This is a genomic window from Castellaniella sp., from assembly GCF_041677825.1.
Lineage (GTDB): Bacteria > Pseudomonadota > Gammaproteobacteria > Burkholderiales > Burkholderiaceae_B > Castellaniella.
Genome location: NZ_JBAYPG010000005.1, coordinates 59,041 through 79,934 on the forward strand (window position 1 = coordinate 59,041; position 20,894 = coordinate 79,934).

Below are 20,894 nucleotides of genomic sequence, written 5' to 3' on the forward strand. Positions count from 1 at the left end.
AAAAGCAACCAACAAGGTATGTCATCAGTTCTTCATGTTCCAGAGGCTGAATGCAGTTTCACCGTGCATTTCTTCATCCAGGCCACGGATCTGTTCTTCTGCAGGCACCCTCAGGATGCCGGCCGCATCGAGAATCTTGAGCAGAATCAGAGTGATCACAATGGCATAGACAGCCACAATCACCAGCGCCAGGGCCTGCACGCCGAGCTGGTGCCAACCTGCCGATACGGCATTGATGTGCGAGCTGGCCAGTACACCGATGAGCAGGGCACCGGTCACCCCACCCACCCCATGTGCGCGCCAGACCTCGAGCGTGTCATCGATCTTGAGCCAGCTCTGTACGTATTTTGCATTGAAGCAGACCGAGGCCCCGATGGCACCGATGGCCAATGCTGCTGTGGGTTCGACGTATCCGGCGGCTGGCGTGATGGTGGCCAAGCCGGTGACGGCACCGACCAGCACGCCCGAAAAAGAGGGCCGGCCGCTTTCGAGCCACTCCCAGGCCAGCCACACGAGCATGGCCACAGCCCCGGCCAGCATGGTATTGGTGAAGGCGTAGGCCGCCAGCGCATCTGCGGCATACGCGCCGCCGGCATTGAAGCCGAACCACCCGAACCACAGCAAGCCGGCCCCCACAGCAACCAGCGGCAGGCTGGCTGGCTGTTCTTTCTTTTCACCCTGGACGCGCGCAGACGCGCCCAGAAACCGGGCCGCCACCAGTGCGGAAAAGCCGGCAGATGCGTGAATCACGATGCCGCCGGCGAAGTCCACCACCCCCAGCCTGGCCAGAAAACCGCCGCCCCAGATCCAGTGCGCCACCGGCAGATACACCAGAATGGTCCAGAAGGCCACGAACAGCAGATAGGCCGTGAACCGGAAGCGCCCCACGAACGAACCCGTCATCAGGGCTGGCGTGATGATCGCGAACATCATCTGGTAGGCGAAAATCATGATGAAGGGGATATTGTCGGCAAATTCCGGATTGGGCCGTATGCCGACGTGGTACATGCCGAAATACGTGCCGATGTCGCCGATCACCCCGCCCACCGAGGGCCCGAACACCAGGCTGAAGCCGCCAAACACCCAGATGACGCCCACCACCCCCATGCAGATGAAGTTCTGCATCATGATGGACAGCACGTTGCGCTGCTTGACCAGGCCCCCATAGAACAGCGCCAACGCAGGCGTCATCATGCACACCAGCGCCGTGCAGATCAGTATGAAGGCGGTATCACCGGAATTGATCACTGGCATATCGTTCACCTTTCAAATAAAAACAGGACTTCCCCAACTCGGAAAACAGGGCTGCGTCAAGCATCATCCAATTGATGCTCGGCCACCGGCGCATGTGGATGGGGTGCCAGGGCCTTCTTGGGTGCCACGAACAGGTACATCGTGAGCACGTACGGCGCGGTGAACGACGGCAGGCCCAGGGGCGACATGACGACGTCATAGGCCGCCTGGACGAACACCGTGGCCACCGTCGCCAGCAATGCATACACCACCACCTTCGCCGACGTATCGAGAAAAATCACCCCCACCGCCATTGCCGTCAGTACAGGGCTGAAGCCGTACAGGCCCTGAATCACCACGGTCGGATCGACCCGCATGCCGATCGCACAGATCATCGCCACCAGCGAGCCCGCCGCGGCAGCCAGACCCGCCCGACGCGAGGCGATGAAAATGCCGATCAGGATGATGACGCCACTGACCGCGCTGCCCAGCAGGAACACCTGTGCAATATTGCGGAAAAAGATCTGCACCAGTTCATCGGCCGCCGGGATGACCGCCGCGCCACTGATGTAGTCGGTCGCCATGCGGGCCGAATCGCCCGTGACATCCAGTGCCCCGAACGCATAGGCACCGCCCACCATGAGCCAGGCCGTGAGCACGAATGGTCCGGTCGAGCCGGGGACCCCCCAGCTTTTGGTCAGCGTCGCGGCAAAGGTGGCAGTGGCCACCGTACTGACGGCCGCGCCGACGATGATGTAGAACCAGAGCAGGGGCGAGACTGCGATGAATGTGGGCAGGGCGACGCCCACCAGAATGCCGTTGAAGCCAAACAGGCCCGACTGGATGGATGGTTTGTCATTGCCCATCCACATGGCCGTGACCGTGGCGACCAGCAGGCCAATGATTGCCCCGATTGTCGTCGCCCATTGCCCCGCATCATACGATGCGTAGGCAATGGCCACGAGAAACAGCAGGCCCGTCAGGGCATTTTCCATGAAGAAGACCTGCCCGGCCCCCCTCAGGGACACCGTCAGGAAATTGTTGTTTTCACTCGCCATTGTCTTGACCTCCGGTTCAGTGATGGAAACGATGCTAGCGCCACAAAAATTCGTCAGGCAACGTACGCCCACGGGCCTCTTCGCGCACGATCTGCCAGAAGCGCCGGACCTCGGCACGCACATCGTAGCTTTCGACGCCCACGGCACGCAGTATCAGGCCGGCCTCATGCGGCAATGCCGACACGCCCGACCAGGCCCGCACACGATCGCCGCCCGCCTGACCACTGCCCGCCTGACCACTGCCCGCCCGACCGTCACCCGCCTGACCATTGCCTGTCCGAAGGTTGCCCGTCTGACTGCCGCCCGCCTGACCACCACCAGCCTGTACCTCGCACCGGGCCACGATCCGTTCGGCCACGTCGGGCGGCGTCAGGCACATGACGCTGGCAAAGGCATCATAGCCGCGCATGACCGCGGCAAAGTCCAGCAATTCATTGCTTTTTTCGATCAGGATCTTGTCATGGAACAGGCGCTGGCCGTCGGGCCGCTGCGCAATGGTCAGCAAGGACAGCGTATCGAAACCGAAACGCTCGCTGGCATGATGGTATTTGCGCCCGGTCATGAACATTTCGCCATACAGCAGCGTTGCGCTGGGGTCGATGATGATGTCCGTGTGATTGATGTAGCGCGAATCTCTGTACGGGATGGTGAAATCCGGCAGGTATTCCAGATAGGCCCCCGCATCGAGCCGGATCGTCTGGTGCTGGGAGGCATAATTGGCATCCATCTGGTGGATGCGGTTGTAGCCCTGGGAATTCACCTGAGCGCAGGCACCCTCTTGCACCGTGATGTCTATCGTGTAGCGATCGCCCTGCAGGATGCCGCCGCCCACCGAAATGATCGAACAGATCGGCAACTCGGGCATGGCCTCGTCCCAGTACAGGGCCTGCTGCACCAGCAGCGGCGCCACCCGATACAGGTCGTGAAGGATCGAGCGCCCGTTGCGCAACGAAAACCCCAGGCGCAACTGGCCAATCTTGCCAGGCCCCGCAGCCCGCATCTGGGCGGGCTGCGTGTGATAGCCACGCAATTCCCGGGCAACATCCAGATGCCCGAGCCGGCCGGGCAGTACAGGCGTTTCAGACATGGGCGGCATCGGCCCCCTGCGCAGGCCTGACATCGAACAGCGCCATATCCATGATGAGCGCGATCAGCTCATCGATGCCTTCGCCGGTCTTGCAGTTGGTGAACACGAAGGGTTTGCTGCCACGCATGAGTCTGGAATCGCGATCCATCACTTCGAGGCTGGCATCCACGTAGGGCGCCAGATCCTTCTTGTTGATCACCAGGATGTCGGACTGGCACACACCTGCGCCATTCTTGCGCGGGATCTTGTCACCGCCGGCCACATCGATCACATAGATGTAGAAATCGGCCAGTGCCGGGCTGAACGTGAGCGTCAGGTTATCGCCACCCGATTCAATGAAAATGACATCGCTGTCGGGATACTTTTCTTCCATCTCTTCGACTGCGGCGATGTTCATGGAAGGATCCTCGCGCACCGCCGTGTGCGGACACGCGCCGGTTTCGACCCCGATGATCTTTTCTTCGACCAGAATGCCATTGAGCGTGCGTCTGACCTGTTTTGCATCTTCGGTGGTCACCACATCATTGGTGATGATGAGTGGGCGTACGCCCATCTCGATCAGGCGGGGCGTAATGGTTTCTATGATGGCCGTCTTGCCCGATCCCACTGGGCCGCCGATACCTATGCGAGTGATTTTCTTCACGACTTGCTCCATTCCAGCTTCAATTCATAAACAGGCGCACATGAGCCTTCACATGATGTGCCACCAGCACATCGAACACGGGGGCAAAGCCCGACATTTCATCGAGCGAAAGCTCGCGCACGTCTTCGTAGTCACCGGGTGCGCGGTTCTGGACGACAAACAGGATGCGCTGTGTATCGAGGTGATCGATGCGCATCAGGCGTACCGCCGCACTGAGCATCATGGCCGCGACACTGTACTGATGCACAACGAACACCTGCGCCTCTGTGGCACCCAGATGCGCCAGTGCCAGCGCCTGCCCGACCGGGAAACAACCCGGTGTGGCATTGTCGCGGATGGCCGCGAGCCATTGGCGCACGACAGGAAACTCATCGAAACGCAGGGCCAGTTCAGCCAGCTTCTTGCCCATGCGCGCCAGCATCATGTGCTGCTCGGCCCCGATACGGCTGTCCCACAAAGCCTGATCCGCCTCGAGCACGGCTGCAAAATCACCCCGGGAAATCGCCCGGTGCGCATGCAGGGCCGCCACACCGTCCATGTGGGCCGCCTGCCGAAGCACAACTTCGACGAACTGCAGCAAATCCTCCGGACAGGTGACGACACCCGTCTGGACTGCGGATTCGAGCCCATTGGAAAAAGCAAAAGAGCCAACCGGCAGGGTTGAATCCGAAAATTGCAGCAGCCGGGCCAGCAACAGCATGTCACTGGCTGCCGAGTATCCGGGAGACTGGACCCCGTCTTCAGGCATACCTGTGGACGTGCACGTCGTCATGGTGATGATGCGGCGTTGCGTCGGCTCCGGCAAACAGCATGCGGACTTCCTTGGCATCCAGCCTGGCCGCGATGTCTTCGCCTGCGGCGAAATAGGTCTTCACGTGTTCGAATGCGTGCGTCTTCATGACCGACGCCATCACTTTCTGGTCGACCGACAACGGCACGTACACGGTGGACCCCTTGATGACGGCCGGCCAGTGCTGGTTGCCCAGGCCATGGCCCAGTTCGAAGCACAAGCGCAGGATGTCCTGCGGTGGCAGCTTTTCGAGGCCCTCGAGCTCGATCACCATGACCTCCTTGAGCGCGATGCGCGCCACCACCAGCTGGTTTTTCTCGGCATCGTAGTGCAGCACGTCACCGTCGTGCAGGTGCTCGCTGCGCGGCAGGGAGATGGCCAGTTCCAGGCCTTCCCGGCTGGCCTTGCGCAGGCGGCTCTTGGGCGCTTCCCACTGCTCGAGCACCAGTTCGTCGACAGTGCCCTGATGAGCGCGCGTGTGCCAGGGCTCATCTTTCAGATTGCCCAGAACTTCTTCCACCAGAATCATGTTTACTCCAGAAAACCATCCATACAACCCAATGCACACCTGCGCGAGTGCCCCGCCCCGGTACACGGATGACTTGCGCCGGGCCGATCACGCGCCCGACGCAGGCATCTGCTCGCAGCAAGAAGGCACCCGCCTGCTGACTGCTAGCTGAAAAAATGCAATTGCGCCAAAGGCAGGCTGGTGGCGGGCTCTACCGTGGCATGCGTGCCGTCGACCGTGACGGCGAAGGTTTCTGGATTGACCTCGATCTCGGGCAGCGTGCCATTGCGCACCATGTCCACCTTGCCAATGGTGCGTGTACCGCGCACCGCCACCACCTGTGACTGCAGGTCATAGCGACTGGCGACCCCTTCATCGAAAGCGGCTCGCGATGTGAAGGTGACCCGCGTCCTGGGCAGTGCCGAACCCATGGCCCCATACATGGGCCGGTAGAGTACGGGCTGCGGCGTAGGCAAGGAGGCGTTGGGATCGCCCATCAGGGCCCACGAGATGAAGCCGCCCTTGATGATCATCTTGGGCTTGGCACCGAAGAAAGCCGGCTCCCAGAGGACCAGATCGGCCATCTTGCCGACTTCGACCGAACCGACTACCGCAGACACGCCCTGCGCAATGGCGGGATTGATCGTGACCTTGGCCACGAAACGCAGGACGCGCTGGTTGTCGTTGCCCGAGTCATCGCCCGCATACGCACCGAAGCGGGCCTTCATGAGGTGCGCCGTCTGCACGGCGCGCATCCAGTTTTCACCGATGCGGCCCATGGCCTGACTGTCGCTCGAAATGATGGAGATCGCGCCGATATCGTGCAGTACGTTCTCTGCCGCGATGGTCTCGGCCCGTACCCGGCTTTCGGCAAAGGCCACGTCGGTGGGAATCTTCGGGCTGAGGTTGTGACAGATCATCGTCATGTCGAAGAGTTCGGCCTGTGAATTCACCCCGTACGGCAAGGTCGGGTTGGTCGAGCTGGGCAGCACGTTGGGCTGGCCTGCCACCCGCAGGATGTCGGGCGCATGCCCGCCGCCCGCGCCTTCGGTGTGATAGGCGTGAATGGTGCGCCCCTCGAAGGCCGCAATGGTGTTCTCGACAAAACCCGCTTCGTTCAGGGTGTCGGTATGGATGCAGACCTGCACGTCGTACTCATCGGCCGCCGTCAGGGCGGCACGGATGGCGCCCGGGGTGCTGCCCCAGTCTTCGTGCACCTTGAGGCCCATGGCACCGGCATGGATCTGTTCGATGAGCGGCAGATGCGTGGAGCAGTTGCCCTTGCCCAGCACGCCGGCGTTGACCGGCCAGCCATCGAAGGAGCGCAGCATCATTTCGATGTTCCAGGTGCCCGGCGTGATGGTCGTGCCATTGGTGCCGTCGGTGGGCCCTACCCCGCCACCGAACACCGTGGTGATGCCGTTGCTCAGCGCCGCCTGTGCCTGCTGCGGAGAAATGTAGTGGACGTGGGCGTCGATGCCCCCAGCGGTGAGGATCAGGTGCTCGCCTGAAATCACGTCAGTCCCGGCGCCTACGGACAGGCCCTGTGTCACCCCTTTCATGGTGGACGGGTTGCCCGCCTTGCCGATTGCGCAGACCAGGCCATCCTTGATGCCCACGTCGGCCTTGATGACCCCCAGCTTTGCATCGACGATGGTGACATTGGTGACGACCAGATCGGGCGCGCCCGCAAGACTGGTGAGTTCGTTGTCTATGCCCATGCCGTCGCGCAGGGTCTTGCCCCCCCCATAGACCGCTTCTTCGCCATACACGCGCAGGTCTTTCTCGATCTCGATGTAGAGATCGGTATCGCCCAGCCGGATCTTGTCGCCCGTCGTGGGGCCGTACAAATCAGAATATTGCTTTCTGGAAATCTTTGCCATGGTAGTGTCCTGTTCGATGAGTTTGCCGGGGGGTCAGGGCTTGTTCTTGAAGCCGAAACGCGCCACACGCTCCATGGATTCGGTCAGGCGCGGGCGCCTGACGTGATCCGGTTCGGTGCCTACCCAGCCATCGACCAGGTTGTTGAACCCCAACACCCTCTGCTTGCCCTGATAGGGCACCAGTTCGACTTCTTTCTCGTCACCCGGCTCGAACCGCAGCGCGGTCGTGGCGGGGATGTTCAGACGCTTGCCAAAGGCCTGTTCACGATCGAATTCGAGTTCGCTGTTGACCTCGAAGAAATGATAGTGCGAGCCCACCTGGATTGGCCGGTCGCCCGTATTGCGCACCTTCAGGGTGGTGACGGGATAACCGGCGTTGATCTCGATATCGCCGTCGGCCAGGATCAGCCCCCCCACGGGTGCCTTCTGTTCACTTGTGGTCATGGGTCGTCTCCTTATTGAATGGGGCTGTGCACGGTTACCAGGCGTGAGCCATCGGTGAACACGGCCTCGACCTGGACAAACGGAATCATGTCGGCCACGCCATCCATCACGTCTTCCTTGCCGATGACCGTACGCGCCAGGCTCATGACTTCTTCCAGCGTCTTGCCGGCCCGGGCGCCGTCGAGGGCGGCCGCCGAAATCAGGGCCACTGTTTCGGGGTGATTGAGCTTCAGGCCTGCATCCTTGCGCTTCTGGGCGATCTGCGCCAGCGTGTGGATCATCAGCTTGTCGATTTCTCTAGGGGTAAAGTGCATATGTGGCCTCCGGTGCAGAAGTGATTGGAACATGCGCCAGGCATGTTTTTTTTGGGTTCGCGTGCGTCATGTTGGCAGCTCTACATGGAAGACCCAAGAAAAGCCACCCAGAGGGCAGCCATCAGCATGGTCAGGAGAGTGATCCATCCCCCCGCCCTGAAGAACTCGCCAAATGAAATCCGGACCCCGAACAATGCGGACTGCTCGACCGTAATGATACCAGCGAGGCTGCCGAAAATAACCAGATTGCTGGAAAACCCCGTACCCAGGACCAGCGCCGCGGCCGTTGCATCCACATGCAGTTTCGTATCCAGATAGGGCACGAGCAGCATGACGGCAGGGTTGTTGCCCACCAGATTGCTCAGCACCGCGCCCACCCCATACAGGGTCAGCGGATGGTTCAGGTCCAGCCCCAGGTGCTCCAGGCCTCCCAGAGCTTTCTGCGGCAGACCTGTGGCCGACATGGCAGCATTCACCACGAACAGGCCGGCGATGAGCAGCAGCAGATTGCCATCCACCCGGCCCAGGACATCGTGCGACGACATCCTGCGGCTGAGCAGCAGAAGGCTGGCGGCCGCCAGGGCCACGAGTTCGTGCGGCCAGGGACTGAAAATGAACGCGGCCATCACAGCCAGGGCCACCACGGACGCCTTGTACGTCTCGAGACGGTCGAACGCCGGTGGCGCGACAGGGGCATGGGCCGGGGCCGCAGCCTGTGCCTGACCCGCGATGCGCGCCGGGGCCGCAGCCTGTGCCTGACCCGCGATGCGCGCCGGGCCCGCAGCCTGCGCCGGATCGGTGGCCTGCACCGGCTCCGCGAGTTGCCACTTGCCCCTGTACATGAGCACGATCATGATCCAGACGATGGGCAGTGACAGCACAGCTGGCACGCCGGTGGCCACGACGAAGTCGTTGAAGGAAATACCCAGGGTCTGCCCGGTGATCATGTTCTGCGGGCTGCCGATCAAGGTGGCCGTCGACCCGGTATTGACGGCGAAGCAGAATGCCAGCAGGAATGGCGTCGGATTGAGTCTGCGCGCCAGCGTCAGGGAAACCAGCAAAGGCACCATGGCCACCGCCACCACGTCCTTGGTGAGCACAGCTGACAGGCCCGCCCCCACCAGCACCAACAAGGCCACCAGGTGGGCCGGCTGCAGGGGCAGCAGCGCAATCCGCGTGGCGGCCCGGCCATAGAAACCAGAAACCGAGAAAGAGGCCGAGACCACCATCAGGCCGAACAGCAGACCCATGGTGCGGTAATCGATGGCCATCCACGCGCCCTTGGGGCTGATGCTGCCCACGACGATCATGGCCAGCGCCCCGACGACCGCAGCCCCTGTCCGGTCGACCCTGAGACCCGGCAGTTTGCCAAGCCCCATGACCACATACACCAGCAGGAAGATCAGAACCGTCAGATCCATTGTTTCATTGTCCTTCTGAAGATCCGTGTCGTTCCTGCCCGCCGGATGCCGTGCCAGTGGATGGCGTATCGGTGGCTGCGCCAGTCAGGTACAGGGTTTGCGTATCGAAGGCCAGATCGGCCCCATTGCGATGCACGATATCGATGATGTTCAGGTACACATCCTGCTGGATCTCGAGCCATTGCGCCCAGTTGGTGGTTTTGGTGAAGCAGTACACCAGGATATCCAGGGATGAACTGGCAAACGCATCGAAATACACCAGCAGAGTCTGTGACTGATCGATCCGGTCATCGTGCCGGAGCATATCGCGGATGTCATTCACGACAGCGCGCATCCGGCCGGCGTCTTCGTAGCGCAGGCTGATGGTGGCCTTGATGCGCCGGTTGGTCATCCGGCCCGGGTTTTCGACACTGATGGAGGAAAACAGTGAATTGGGCACATACAGCGGGCGGTGGTCGAAGGTGATGATCCTGGTGATGCGCCAGCCGATTTCCACGACCGTCCCTTCGATATTGCGATCCGGTGAACTGATCCAGTCGCCGATGTTGAACTGGCGGTTGTAGAACAGCATGATGCCCGAGAGGAAATTGCTGAGCACATCCTTGCTCGCCATCCCGATCACGATGCCGCCGATGCCGCCAAACGCCAGCAAGCCCGAGACACTGAACCCCAGCTTCTCGCCAAACAGCAGAACCAGTACGACGACCACGACCACCTTGAAGGTGCGGGCGATCAGGCGTGCTGTCGTGGCATCGTTGCCCTTGAGAATCTGCCGGTGCTCCATCAGATCGATGAACAGGAACGCCTGCAGCACCAGGATCAAGGCGATTGCCGCCACCGTGGACAGGTCGACCACGCGATCCGAAAAGGCCGGCAGATCCATGTCCTGCACCGCATCGATCGCGTAGTGCCTGCATGTGAGGACCAGCACGCACAGGAAGACGGCGTACAAGGCATGCAACGACACTTTCCACGGAATGCTGCGCGCCTGCCCGCGGTGCAGTCTGGCGCGCGTCAGCCAGGCCCCCAGCACAGCGCCCGCCATGATCAGCAGGCCCAGCCCGTATTTGACCAGCAGGGCTTCAGAAATCATGATGGGCAAATTTCATGGTGCTTCCTGTGAGATTTCATGGCGCTTCCTGTGGCGCTTCATGGTGCCTCCTGTGAAACTTCATGGCGCTTCCTGTGGGTCTGTCGGCTCCATCGGCGACTGCCAGCCCGCAGCCCGCGTCATGCATGGGATTGGCCCGCCACCGTGCCCCTGACGTGGAGATGCGGGTGCACATGGACATGGGGGTGCACGTGGATTTCGGCCTCTTTCAGAACACCGGATGACAGCGCCATGGCCCGGGTCGCGATTTGTGTGACAAATTGTTCATCATGTGATACTAGCAGGATTGCACCCGAAAATGTCAATAGGGCCGCACGCAGGCGCTCGCCGTTTTCGTGGTCCACGCCGTTGGTCGGCTCATCCAGCAAGAGCACCTCGGGGCGCATGGCCAGCAGGCCTGCCAGGCAGACCAGGCGTTTTTCCCCGCCCGACAGGCGATGCGCAAAACGCTCGGACAGATGATCGATACCCAGTTCACGCAACGTTTCCATGGCACGCGCACGGGCCTCATCGTTACTCATGCCGAGGTTGCACGGGCCGAATGCAACGTCTTCGATGACACTGGGGCAAAAGAGTTGGTCATCGCTTTCCTGAAACAGGAAACCGATGCGCGGACGATGGCTGCGAAATTCGGCTTCACGCCGGCAGTTCTCACCAAACAGCGTGATTTCACCCCCGGCAGCCTGCTCGAGCCCGACGATGGTGCGCAGCAAGGTCGTCTTTCCGGCGCCGTTGGGCCCCACGATGGCCAGCCGCTCGCCCCTGGAAAGGGTGAAGCCGGCGCGATCCAGGACGAGCCTGTCATCACGCCGGACTTGAACATCATGCACGCGAATCAGTTCATCCATATCGTGTCCCACGCAAGAAGAAGCGCAGCCCCCGCCATCAGGCCCATCATGGCGAACCAGTCTCTCATGGCCGGCGCAGGCAGTTCGGACTGCGGAAACCGCCCCGAATAACAGCGCAGGCGCATGGCCTCTTCGACCCGGTCGGCGCGCTCCATGGCCCGCACCAGCAGCATCCCCAGCAGGTAGCCGTAACTGCGCCACGTGTGTCGGCTGGAACGTGGCACAAAGGCCCGGGCCCGCATGGATTCGCGCAAACGCAGGAACTCGGACTGGATCAGCGCCAGGTACCTGACCACCGCCACAAACAGGCGCACCAGGGCCTCGGGCACATGCAGGCCGCGCAAGGCCGCCCCGAGGCTGGGTACATCGGCCGAGGCAAACATCAAGGATACCAGCAGCACCGACGCCGTCACCTTGCAGGCCAGCACCAGCGCACGTGCAAGGCCCTCGACAGTCGCGACAAATGGCCCCAGGCGCAAGAGCTCACCCCCGGGTATCGTGAATGGCAGCGTGATCAGCAACAGGATCAGAAACCCTTCAAGGTGCAGCAACCGCTTCCAGGGGATGGCCTGGCGATGGATCGCGTACAGCATCAGTACCAGTACGAGCCCCGCACCGGCAGGCGCGAGCCCCCGTACCGGGGTGAACAGGATCAGGGCCACAAGGCTGCCCAGCAAGCGCAGACGCAGATCATGGGGGCGAGTCATCGCTTGCGGCTACGTGCCCACAAGCCGATGCCCGCCAAGCCAATGATCAGGAAAATGCCGGACATCGTATCGGTCAGACGCATGCGCGCATCCATGGCCTCGATACGTTCGAGCAGGGGCCCCACTTGTCGTTCGACGGCCTCTTCGACCAGTTGCCGATCGGCTGCATCCAGGGGCGCACGCATGCCGGCCCGAGCATCGCCAGGCAGCGGTGCAGCACCCTGGCTGGCGTCGGGCCCCCGAGCAGTGCCCCCGGATGCGCCGCCCTGTGGTGCATCCGCGCCCGACAGGTCGGCAAACCGCGTCGGCGGCAGCCGGGTGGTCGCCACGTGACCTTCCTGGGTGTCCACCGTGATCACGACATCACCCGTGACCCGCGAGGGTACGGTGAACTGGTAATGACCTTCGTCATCGGTGTGGCCTTCGGCGACCGCGACGCCATCCATTTTTGCCACCCAGCCGACGTTGGACGGCCGCCCGCCCCCGATGAAGAACGCGTAGCCACTCACCTGCGCGCCATCGACCCTGGCAAAGAGCCGCAGGCTGTGGGCGTTCACCGGGCCAGCCAACAGAGCAATCAGAAGCAGCGCCATCACGCGCGCAAGGCGCGACGGGTGGCCATTTTGCCTGGCCCGTACCGCGGGGCTCATCGTGCAATGGTTCATGACTGGATCACCTGTCCGGACTCGCCAGGTGGGGCAGCAGCGCCTGCGGCCTGACACGCGCGAGAAACCCGATGATGGCAGCCGTAATGACCGCGTCAGCCAGCGCCAGAGGCACATAGGTGATCAGCACCACCTTGGCCACCGGCGTGAATTCGGAAGACGACAGCCACAGTGCCAGTGCCACCAGCCCGCCGGTCGCCAGTACACACAGGGCCGCGCCGACCGCGGCCAGCAACCCGGCCCGAAACGGCGAGCGCGCATGGCGCACCCAGGGCCCCAGCAGCAGCCCCACGATGGCGCCCGGCAACGCGATATTGGTGGCATTGATCCCCAGAGTGGTCAAACCGCCAAAACCGAACAGAACGGCCTGCAGCACAAGCGCCACCACGACGGCTGGAAAGATCCCCACCCCCAGGATCAACCCCATCAGCCCTGAAAGGAGCAGGTGCACACTGGACGGACCGATCGGCACCGAGATGAGCGAGGCCACGAAAAACACGGCGGAAAGAATCGCCATGCGAGGTATCGACCGGTCATCGATGCGCCGGATGGCCAGGGCAACCCCTGCGGCGGCGACGACGCCCCCCCCGACCAGCACCGGGACGGACAGGATGCCGTCGGGGATGTGGGCCATGCTACTGGCTCACGGGGCTCGCATGAACCCAGATCAGTGCGCCTTCCTCGACCGGCACCGGCTTGCCCTCGGGCGACTGCATGGGCGCGTCGCCCTCGAGCAGCGCGGCAAACCCCCACCAGCCCGGCATGGGCATGACGTAGGTGAAGGTGCCGTTGGCATCGGCCTTGAGCACCTGGGTGATGAAGGCATCGTTGGGCGCCTCGATACCGGCCTCGTTCACGTAGGCCACTTCGATTTCGGCAAATGGCACCGGCTGGCCGGCCTGGGTCACCACGCCTGTGAAGCCGTTGCCTGCCCACAGCCCGGTTGGACGCGTCAGGGGCTGGATTTCGACCGGCAGACCGACCATCGCGTCCCAGCCCTCGCCCGATGCATAACTGTCGACGATCACCTTGGCGTGGTGCACGATATACAGATTTTCGGCGGGCTCCCAGTACGGCTGCGGCGTCACGTAGAATACGGCGGCCCCGGGCTCGGCCAGATCATGCGATACCTGCCAGGTACTTGCCCCATCGACGGATTTTTCGACCAGGCTGGCGGCCAGGTCGGTTTTCGTGCCATGCGCAAGGACGCCCACCGCCGCAGGCCGTTTCATGTCCATGACCGGCCCGCCTTCAAAGGGATGAGTGAACACCAGATCGAGGGTCACTTCGCCGCCTTCGGGCAGTACATCGGCTGGCGGCAGGATTTCCTGGAAATGGGCCGATGCGGGCCCGGCGACAGAACCGGCCAGCATCAGGGCCAAAGCCGTACGGGAAAGCAGGGGCAGAAACATGAACGCATCCTTGAAATATGGGCAGACCCGCCAATTCTAGCGTCCTGAGATTTATCGTCAACCGACCGCAGCCCCCGAACCCCCCTCTTGCCCCCTGCTGGTGCAGGCCGCACGCAGCCCTCGCGCCTTACGCGCAGTCGACCACGACATTGCCCAGCACCCGGCCAGACTCGACGGCTTCGTGGGCGCGCACGATATCGGACAGCGGGCAGACCTCACCCACCAGATGCCGCAGTTTCCCGGCCCGCAGCATCTGGTTGATGCCATTGATCGCCGCCTCGCGCTCGCCAGGCCGCAATTCGTACACGAGAAAGGGCCGCAGGCTGATCGAGCGATACAGCCAGGCCCAGAAATCCAGCGCCACAGGCTCACGGCGGTTGCTGCCATACGGCACCACGCAGGCGTGCGGCGCCACTGCGCCTTGCGACACCAGTTCGTGCGAGGATGAAAAATCCAGGTCGACGAGACCATCGACCCCCTTCTGGTCCGTGCGCTGCAGCACCTCATGCGCCACATCGCCCTGTTTGTACAGAATCACATCGGGCAGGCCCGCTGCGGCCATGGCCGCGGCCTTTTCAGCCGAGCCCACGGTCGTGATCACATGCGCCCCCCACAAACGGGCCATCTGGGCGGCATAAAACCCGACACCCGAGGCACCACCGGTCACCAGAATGGTCTTGCCGTGCACATCGCCGAGCAAGCGCACCGCGTGAAAGGCCGTCATGGCCGGGATCCCCAGGCACGCCCCCTCTTCGAAGCTGACAGACGGCGGCAAGGTGACGGCCTGTACGGCCGGCAGGGCAATATACTGGGCGGCCGTACCCGAGGGGCGCTGCCACTGGCCATTCCACACCCAGACGCGTTCCCCCAGGCGACCGGGCGCAACGCCTTCACCCACCTGATCGATCTCGCCCGCGCCATCGCTGTGTGGAATGATGCGATCCCAGCGCACCGGCCGCCCACCCGCGCGCGATTTGGTGTCCGACGGATTGACCCCCGAAGCCCTCAGGCGCACGCGCACTTCTCCAGCCCCGGCCTGCGGGTCAGGTTGCAGGCCCACCTGCAGCACCTCGGCTGCCGGCCCGTTTTTCTCATACCATGCTGCATGCATCAGACACTCCATGGATCATTCAATATATTTCAATAATTGATTCAATGGATCATATAGCCAAAATAAATGGCATCCATGAACAATACCAATTGGTCAGGTCAACCGATGTCGCCTAGACTGATCATATACGCAACCACACCCGGGATACCGCATCGCCCCGGCCATTTCTGCAAGGAGCACCCCATGGATCACAAGAAGCTGACCACCGCAGCCGGTTGTCCGGTCGTCGACAACCAGAACGTACTCACCGCTGGACCACGCGGCCCGCAGTTGCTGCAGGATGTCTGGTTTCTCGAGAAACTCGCCCACTTCGATCGCGAAGTCATCCCGGAACGACGCATGCACGCCAAAGGATCCGGCGCCTGGGGCACGTTCACGGTCACCCACGACATCACGGCATATACCCGCGCAAGAATATTTTCGGCGATCGGCAAGAAAACCGAAATGTTCGCCCGTTTTTCCACTGTAGCCGGGGAACGCGGCGCCGCCGACGCCGAACGGGACATCCGCGGGTTTGCGCTGAAGTTCTACACGGAAGAAGGCAATTGGGATCTGGTCGGCAACAATACGCCGGTGTTCTTCATGCGCGACCCACTCAAGTTTCCAGACCTCAATCACGCCGTCAAGCGCGACCCGCGCACAAACCTGCGCAGCGCGCAGAACAACTGGGACTTCTGGACTCTGCTGCCCGAAGCCCTGCACCAGGTCACGATCCTGATGTCCGATCGCGGGATCCCGGCCAGCTATCGCCACATGCACGGCTTTGGTTCACATACCTACAGCTTCATCAATGCCCAGAATGAGCGCTTCTGGGTGAAGTTCCACTTCCGCACGCAGCAGGGCATCCGCAACTGGACAGACCAGGAAGCCGAAGCCGCCATCGGCAAGTGCCGCGAGACCCACCAGCGCGATCTCTACGGGGCCATCGAGCGTGGCGACTTCCCCAAGTGGACACTCTTTGTACAGATCATGCCTGAACTGGATGCCACCAAGGTGCCCTACCATCCATTCGATCTCAGCAAGATCTGGCCGCATGCGGATTATCCCCTGATCGAGGTGGGCGAATTCGAACTGAACCGCAACCCCGAAAATTACTTCGCCGACGTCGAGCAGGCGGCCTTCAACCCGGCCAACGTGGTGCCCGGCATCGGCTTCTCACCCGACAAGATGCTGCAGGGCCGGCTGTTTTCCTATGGCGATGCACAACGCTACCGGCTGGGCGTCAACCACAGCCTGATCCCGGTCAATGCCCCGCGCTGCCCGGTGCACAGCTACCATCGCGACGGGGCCATGCGCGTTGACGGCAACTTCGGCGGCACCCTGGCCTACGAGCCCAACAGCGCCGGCCTGTGGAAAGACCAGCCAGACTATCGCGAACCGCCGCTGCAGATCGACGGTGCCGCCGATCACTGGGATTTTCATGAAGATGACGATGATTACTTCAGCCAGCCACGCGCGCTTTTCCAGAAGATGAGCGCCGAGCAGCGTCAGGTACTGTTCGACAATACGGCACGCAACATGGGCGACGCATCAGAGGCAGTCAAACGGCGCCACATCGACAATTGCACGCGCTGTGACCCGGCCTATGGGGCCGGTGTGGCCAAGGCACTGGGGCTGGCGGGCGACGGGGCGGCGGCTCAATAGCCATTCTCGAGAACGACCTGACCCGACGGCATCCCGCCATCCAGGTAGCAGCGTATCTTGGCCGCAACCTGTTCGACGGCATCCTGCAGCACGGTATCGGCTGCGACATGCGGCGTGATGACGATGCGCTCGTCACACCAGAACGGGTGATCGGCCGGCAACGGTTCGACCTGGAACACATCCAGCGTGGCGCCCGACAGCAAGCCGTCATCGAGTGCCGGGATCAGGTCCTCTTCGGCCAGATGGCCACCGCGCCCCACATTGATCACGTGGGCATCCGGCAAAAGGCGCGCAAAAGTGTCGCGATTCAGGATCCCACGCGTTTCGGCCGTGAGAGGCAGCACATTGATCAGCACGCGCGTGCGGGCCAGAAAGGCATTCAGGGCAGGCAGGCCCGCAAAGCTCTCGATACCAGGGATGTTTTTCGGGCTGCGCGACCAGCCGGCCACCGGATACCCCAGGCCGGCGATGGCACGGGCCACGCCCTGCCCCATCAACCCCATGCCGAGTACCCCCACCGGCCAGCCGATCCGGCGTATGGTCGGATGCGGCAGCCACTGGCATTGCCGCTGCTGGCGCGCATACCTGGAAAAATCACGCGACTGCTGCAGCAGCGCATGGACGGCGTATTCAATCATCTGCGGTGCCATGCCCGCGTCTTCGAGGCGGAAAATGTGCATCTCCGGGCTCAGGCCCGGTACCGAAAGCAAGGCATCCACACCCGCAGCCAGGTTGAACAGCGCCCGCACCTGCGGTTCACGCTGCAGCAGCGCGGCGGGCGGATTCCAGACAATGGCGAGTTCGGCACCGACGGTCGTGCCGCTGTCATCCCACGGGACGAATTCGAACCCCGGCAGCGCTGCACGAAACGCATCGAGCCAGTCTGCCGTGTTCCGCACATGGGTGGACGCGAAAAGAATCGTGTTCATGCGCCCCCTTCGAAAACCCGCGACTGGTCACGGATGCTGCCACCGTGGAACACGGGTATCACGTCACTGCAGTCGAGCCGGCCCGTGTAGGCCACGCTGTCAGCAAGCCCACGACCCACCATCAGGCGCCCGACACGCGAACCCTCCAGTGCCTGCACCGGTTGCGCATTGGCAAAGCACATTTCGGCCGCCAGGGCCGCATCGCTGAACGTCAGCGGGCCCCGGGCTGCCTGCCGCAGACATTGAACGACGTAGCCCGCACCAAAGAAATCCTCGAGGCTGAAACGCCCCCTCGAGCCCGCACACACGATCACGATATCTGAATATTCGTCGGATCGGGCCAGCAGATGCCGAACCACCGCCATCGTGTTGAGCAGGCTCGCGGCACATGTCAGACGAAAACCCTGCGCCTGGCGCAACGCTACGGTGCCATTGGTGGTTGCGTAGATCAAGGTCTTTCCAGCCAGATCGGCCTGTGCCAGCGCCAGGGGATCGAAAGGCAGCCCCCCCGGAAAGGGTTCGGCATTCAATTCACCGGCAATGACGCTGTCGCCCGCACCCGATTCTCTGTGGAGCCGGACCGCATCATCGAAATGCAGTGCCGGTATGATGCGCTCCACACCCGCTTGCAGGGCGGCAGTGATCGAAGTGGTGGCAAAAATGATGTCCAGCACGATCACGGCGGAATCCGGCCCGCGATCCGTCTGCAGGCCGTCTTTGGTCGGAACCACGAATACCTTCTTCATGTATGTATCTCAAGCTGGGCGTGCCGGCGCTTCAGGCCAGTTGCGTGCGCCCGGGGTTACTGAGTGCCAGTTCGAGTTCGAGGAGTTCGTCGACCAGCGCGCACAATGGCGCCAATGACGCTGCGACCCCGTCGGCATGACGGATGTGCCTGGCCAGACCCCGCAGGCTGGCCGGCGCGATGTCATGGACCCGACAGAACGCTTGCACCCGGTCGTGGCGGGCCTGCCGAAGCCCTGCGCCCCATTCGAGTTCGCGCCGGGCAATGGCCATGGCGTTGGCCACCATGCGCGCGTTGTAGCGCTGCCCGGGCGGCAAGGCCGGCAGCACGTCTTCAAGCAGGGCCTGGCGCGCCACCTGCAGCAGTTCGATGCCATCTGGATGATCCACATACTCGGCCCACGGCCGCTCGCCGTGCCGCACGGCCAGTGGCCGGTCTGTCAGGGACACCGAAGCATCGCCCGACAGGGCGAGAAAGTCGCGCAGGTGCAGCATCAGGTCGCGCTGGATCTCGGGCAGCATGCGGCCCGTCAGTGCGAGCTCGAGCGAAACCTGCTGGCCCGACAGATGCCGCTGTGCCTGCTCATGGGCAATGATGGCCCAGCGCACGCTGGCGATGAGTTCCCACCACGACACCACGAGAGGATCGATCTCCCGACCCGAAACGCTCTGATAGCCGGCAAAAAAATCAGGCTTGTCGCCAATACCGCCCACTTCACGCTCTGGATGGCCGAAGCGCCAACTGCGCGCGCACATCCAGCCCAGATCTTCGTTGGGATCGCTCCAGGATGCGAATTCCCAGTCGAGGACGGCGGTCAGCCGGCCGTTTTCGACCATGTAATTGCCCGCCCTGAAATCTCCATGGCACAGGACACGGGATGAGTCTTGTGGCGCATGATCCTGCAGGACCCGGAGCGCGAGTTCGATGGCCGGATAGACCGTGGACAAGCCATCGAGCGCGTGCCGATACTCATCCAGGCGCTGCTGCGCAGGGGCGCCTTCGGCACGCGCCAGGAACGGCAGGCAGTCCGGCGTGCACGGTACCTGGTGCAGGCGGGCGAGGTTCTGCCCGACCTCGAACACCAGGGCGCTGCGCTGGGTACGGGTGAGGCCGTCGTCTCTGGCCAGCTTGCGGGCATCGGCCGAACCTGCTGCCCGCTGCATGATATAGAAATCAGCCCCGATCACCTGAGGGTCGCGGCTGGACCAATACGGCCTGGGCACCTGGACCCCAGCCGCATGCGCGACCTCGAGCACCTGGTATTCCTGCCAGCGTCTCAGGCTCTGCGACAGGGTGGCTGCAGCATCACTGCGCACCACGAAGCGGTGTTCCCCCGGCAATGAGCCGCCCTCCAGGCGCACGTCCAGGCCATCGTTTTCCTGGATGGCGCCCCCCGAGAGGGGCTGATAGTCGAGCGCCTCGATGCCTGCGGCGCCGGTCTGTGCCTGAATGAAGGCCAGCAGGTTTGCCAGTCTGGACGCCCTGGACATGCGTTCTCCCCCGGACTGCCGTGATGACATGCGTTCTCTCCTGGACGACCCGGACATCTACAACGTGGACTGCAGGTGACCGCCATCGACCACCAGGGTGCTGCCCGTCATGTAGGCAGAATCATCACTGGCCAGAAGCAGCAGCGGCGCGCGCAGATCTTCGGCCTGCCCGAGCCGGCGCATCGGCACCCGCGCAACAAGGGCCTGACCGGCATCCGTAGCGAAGAAATCGCTGTTCAGGGGCGTGTCCACATAGCCGGGAGCCAGCGCATTGACACGGATGCCATAGCGGGCCCACTCGAGCGCGAGGCAGCGTGTCATGTGCTCGAGCCCGGCCTTGGCCACGGCATACGGCATGACGCCAGCGGCCACGCGATGCCCCAGGATCGACGTGACGTTGATGATGGCGCCAGGCCTGCTTGCCTGAACCAGCCGCTGACCGGCTTCGCGGGCCACCCGCCAGCAGCCCGACAGGTTGGTGCCCAGAACGCGATCCCATTCGTCGGGTGACAGTTCGATCGCCCGGCGTGTCAGGGCCACCCCGGCATTGCAGACGGCGACATCGATCAGCCCGCAGGCCCTGGATGCTGCCTCGAAACCGTTGGCTACGCTGGTGTCATCGCAGACGTCCATCACCTGCGGATGGGCCTTGCCACCGCGCGCGATGATCTCATGCGCGAGCTCTTCCAGCACATTGAGGCGTCGCCCGGCCAGAACGACCGATGCGCCGCTGTCGGCCAGGAAACCGGCGAAGTGCGCACCCAGACCCCCGGATGCCCCCGTGACCAGCGCAACCTTGCCGGCCAGATCAAATTGGCTTTTCATTGCCCCTCCGGATTGATGGATGCCGA

The 20,894-nt window shown here is 62.8% G+C and carries 22 protein-coding genes; 1 reads left to right on the forward strand and 21 read right to left on the reverse strand.

Annotation, left to right across the window (positions count from 1 at the left end; all coding sequences use genetic code 11):
• Nucleotides 1–24: 24 nt before the first annotated feature.
• The 17 genes from WCY17_RS03625 to WCY17_RS03705 all read right to left on the reverse strand — a co-directional run bounded on the left by WCY17_RS03625 (nucleotide 25) and on the right by WCY17_RS03705 (nucleotide 15,235).
• Nucleotides 25–1,254 carry an ammonium transporter gene (locus tag WCY17_RS03625; RefSeq protein ID WP_372700803.1) on the reverse strand — a complete coding sequence of 410 codons (1,230 nt, stop codon included), beginning with the start codon at nucleotides 1,252–1,254 and terminating at the stop codon, nucleotides 25–27.
• A 56-nt stretch (nucleotides 1,255–1,310) separates the two neighbouring features.
• Nucleotides 1,311–2,291, reverse strand: a complete 981-nt coding sequence (gene yut, locus WCY17_RS03630) for an urea transporter (protein ID WP_372700804.1) — start codon at nucleotides 2,289–2,291, stop codon at nucleotides 1,311–1,313.
• Nucleotides 2,292–2,325: 34 nt separating this feature from the next.
• Nucleotides 2,326–3,378 (reverse strand): urease accessory protein UreD, encoded by a 1,053-nt coding sequence (locus WCY17_RS03635; RefSeq protein WP_372700805.1) that lies wholly within the window; start codon nucleotides 3,376–3,378, stop codon nucleotides 2,326–2,328.
• A complete protein-coding gene (gene ureG / locus WCY17_RS03640) occupies nucleotides 3,371–4,033 on the reverse strand; it encodes an urease accessory protein UreG (protein ID WP_372700806.1) in 663 nt (220 codons plus the stop codon). Before ureG ends, WCY17_RS03635 begins: the two co-directional genes overlap by 8 nt.
• A 7-nt stretch (nucleotides 4,034–4,040) precedes the next feature.
• Complete coding sequence (locus WCY17_RS03645) at nucleotides 4,041–4,793, reverse strand: urease accessory protein UreF (protein WP_372700807.1); 753 nt, start codon at nucleotides 4,791–4,793, stop codon at nucleotides 4,041–4,043.
• Complete coding sequence (locus WCY17_RS03650) at nucleotides 4,762–5,340, reverse strand: hypothetical protein (RefSeq protein ID WP_372700808.1); 579 nt, start codon at nucleotides 5,338–5,340, stop codon at nucleotides 4,762–4,764. The genes WCY17_RS03645 and WCY17_RS03650 overlap by 32 nt, the downstream gene beginning before the upstream one ends.
• Before the next feature lie 143 nt (nucleotides 5,341–5,483).
• On the reverse strand, nucleotides 5,484–7,202 hold the full coding sequence (locus WCY17_RS03655; protein WP_372700809.1) for an urease subunit alpha: 1,719 nt from the start codon (nucleotides 7,200–7,202) through the stop codon (nucleotides 5,484–5,486).
• 33 nt (nucleotides 7,203–7,235) lie between these two features.
• Nucleotides 7,236–7,646, reverse strand: coding sequence for an urease subunit beta (locus WCY17_RS03660; RefSeq protein ID WP_372700810.1), 411 nt, complete (start codon nucleotides 7,644–7,646; stop codon nucleotides 7,236–7,238).
• Between the two features lie 11 nt (nucleotides 7,647–7,657).
• On the reverse strand, nucleotides 7,658–7,960 hold the full coding sequence (locus WCY17_RS03665; protein ID WP_372700811.1) for an urease subunit gamma: 303 nt from the start codon (nucleotides 7,958–7,960) through the stop codon (nucleotides 7,658–7,660).
• Between the two features lie 80 nt (nucleotides 7,961–8,040).
• Nucleotides 8,041–9,381, reverse strand: coding sequence for an SLC13 family permease (locus WCY17_RS03670; RefSeq protein WP_372700812.1), 1,341 nt, complete (start codon nucleotides 9,379–9,381; stop codon nucleotides 8,041–8,043).
• Between the two features lie 4 nt (nucleotides 9,382–9,385).
• Nucleotides 9,386–10,474, reverse strand: coding sequence for a mechanosensitive ion channel family protein (locus WCY17_RS03675; RefSeq protein ID WP_372700813.1), 1,089 nt, complete (start codon nucleotides 10,472–10,474; stop codon nucleotides 9,386–9,388).
• 137 nt (nucleotides 10,475–10,611) lie between these two features.
• Nucleotides 10,612–11,340: an energy-coupling factor ABC transporter ATP-binding protein gene (locus tag WCY17_RS03680; protein WP_372700814.1), complete on the reverse strand. Its 729-nt coding sequence runs from the start codon at nucleotides 11,338–11,340 to the stop codon at nucleotides 10,612–10,614.
• Nucleotides 11,328–12,047, reverse strand: coding sequence for a cobalt ECF transporter T component CbiQ (gene cbiQ, locus WCY17_RS03685; protein ID WP_372700815.1), 720 nt, complete (start codon nucleotides 12,045–12,047; stop codon nucleotides 11,328–11,330). Before cbiQ ends, WCY17_RS03680 begins: the two co-directional genes overlap by 13 nt.
• Complete coding sequence (locus tag WCY17_RS03690) at nucleotides 12,044–12,712, reverse strand: hypothetical protein (RefSeq protein WP_372700816.1); 669 nt, start codon at nucleotides 12,710–12,712, stop codon at nucleotides 12,044–12,046. The genes cbiQ and WCY17_RS03690 overlap by 4 nt, the downstream gene beginning before the upstream one ends.
• 7 nt (nucleotides 12,713–12,719) lie before the next feature.
• Nucleotides 12,720–13,346, reverse strand: coding sequence for a cobalt transporter CbiM (gene cbiM, locus WCY17_RS03695; RefSeq protein ID WP_372700817.1), 627 nt, complete (start codon nucleotides 13,344–13,346; stop codon nucleotides 12,720–12,722).
• A 1-nt stretch (nucleotide 13,347) separates the two neighbouring features.
• Nucleotides 13,348–14,124, reverse strand: coding sequence for a DUF4198 domain-containing protein (locus WCY17_RS03700; RefSeq protein ID WP_372700818.1), 777 nt, complete (start codon nucleotides 14,122–14,124; stop codon nucleotides 13,348–13,350).
• Nucleotides 14,125–14,251: 127 nt separating this feature from the next.
• On the reverse strand, nucleotides 14,252–15,235 hold the full coding sequence (locus WCY17_RS03705; protein WP_372700819.1) for an NADPH:quinone reductase: 984 nt from the start codon (nucleotides 15,233–15,235) through the stop codon (nucleotides 14,252–14,254).
• Between the two features lie 183 nt (nucleotides 15,236–15,418).
• On the opposite strand from WCY17_RS03705, the gene WCY17_RS03710 reads away from it, so the two are divergent.
• On the forward strand, nucleotides 15,419–16,879 hold the full coding sequence (locus WCY17_RS03710) for a catalase (RefSeq protein ID WP_372700820.1): 1,461 nt from the start codon (nucleotides 15,419–15,421) through the stop codon (nucleotides 16,877–16,879).
• Here WCY17_RS03710 and WCY17_RS03715 read toward each other — a convergent pair.
• From WCY17_RS03715 to WCY17_RS03730, 4 genes are read right to left on the reverse strand one after another with little or no spacing between them, the layout of a single operon-like run.
• Nucleotides 16,873–17,808, reverse strand: a complete 936-nt coding sequence (locus tag WCY17_RS03715) for a 2-hydroxyacid dehydrogenase (RefSeq protein ID WP_372700821.1) — start codon at nucleotides 17,806–17,808, stop codon at nucleotides 16,873–16,875. The genes WCY17_RS03710 and WCY17_RS03715 overlap by 7 nt on opposite strands.
• Complete coding sequence (locus WCY17_RS03720) at nucleotides 17,805–18,554, reverse strand: 2-phosphosulfolactate phosphatase (protein WP_372700822.1); 750 nt, start codon at nucleotides 18,552–18,554, stop codon at nucleotides 17,805–17,807. The genes WCY17_RS03715 and WCY17_RS03720 overlap by 4 nt, the downstream gene beginning before the upstream one ends.
• Before the next feature lie 31 nt (nucleotides 18,555–18,585).
• Nucleotides 18,586–20,073, reverse strand: a complete 1,488-nt coding sequence (locus tag WCY17_RS03725; RefSeq protein ID WP_372700823.1) for a phosphotransferase — start codon at nucleotides 20,071–20,073, stop codon at nucleotides 18,586–18,588.
• A gap of 27 nt (nucleotides 20,074–20,100) precedes the next feature.
• Nucleotides 20,101–20,868 (reverse strand): SDR family NAD(P)-dependent oxidoreductase, encoded by a 768-nt coding sequence (locus tag WCY17_RS03730; protein ID WP_372700824.1) that lies wholly within the window; start codon nucleotides 20,866–20,868, stop codon nucleotides 20,101–20,103.
• Nucleotides 20,869–20,894: the final 26 nt, after the last annotated feature.